Here is a 312-nt window from a genome sequence, read left to right as displayed (position 1 = left end):
CGCAAGTGTCTCGGATTCAGGCAACCGTCTGTGGTGTTTGCAGAGCTAAGATTGGCGGCTTAGCGTTGCACTTCGGAATTGAATCCGCCGAACGGTTATGGCAGGCGTTACACGACACGATAACGCGAAATCATCAGTGCCGCTCAATGTGGCAACTGTTGAAAAAAGTTCGCCATTTTATGGAAACCGCCAGTCCGTTCCCCGGAGGGGGACATGGTCTGGCAAAAGTGTAGCGGTATTAGGGAAGGTGCGATTAATTCGATGGGAACCATTTTTTCGTCCTGTCATCGTATGGTAAATGAACAAAGAACC

Annotated in this window: 1 pseudogene; it reads left to right on the top strand. The window is 49.7% G+C overall.

From position 1 onward, the window contains the following. Nucleotides 1-77 precede the first annotated feature (77 nt). Nucleotides 78-233: pseudogene (locus ACSZO1_RS22795) on the top strand (IS630 family transposase); the annotation flags it as partial. Nucleotides 234-312 lie beyond the last annotated feature (79 nt).

The organism is Erwinia sp. V71 (genome assembly GCF_965644245.1).
GTDB lineage: Bacteria > Pseudomonadota > Gammaproteobacteria > Enterobacterales > Enterobacteriaceae > Erwinia.
This window is presented reverse-complemented; position numbering and strand designations above follow the sequence as displayed.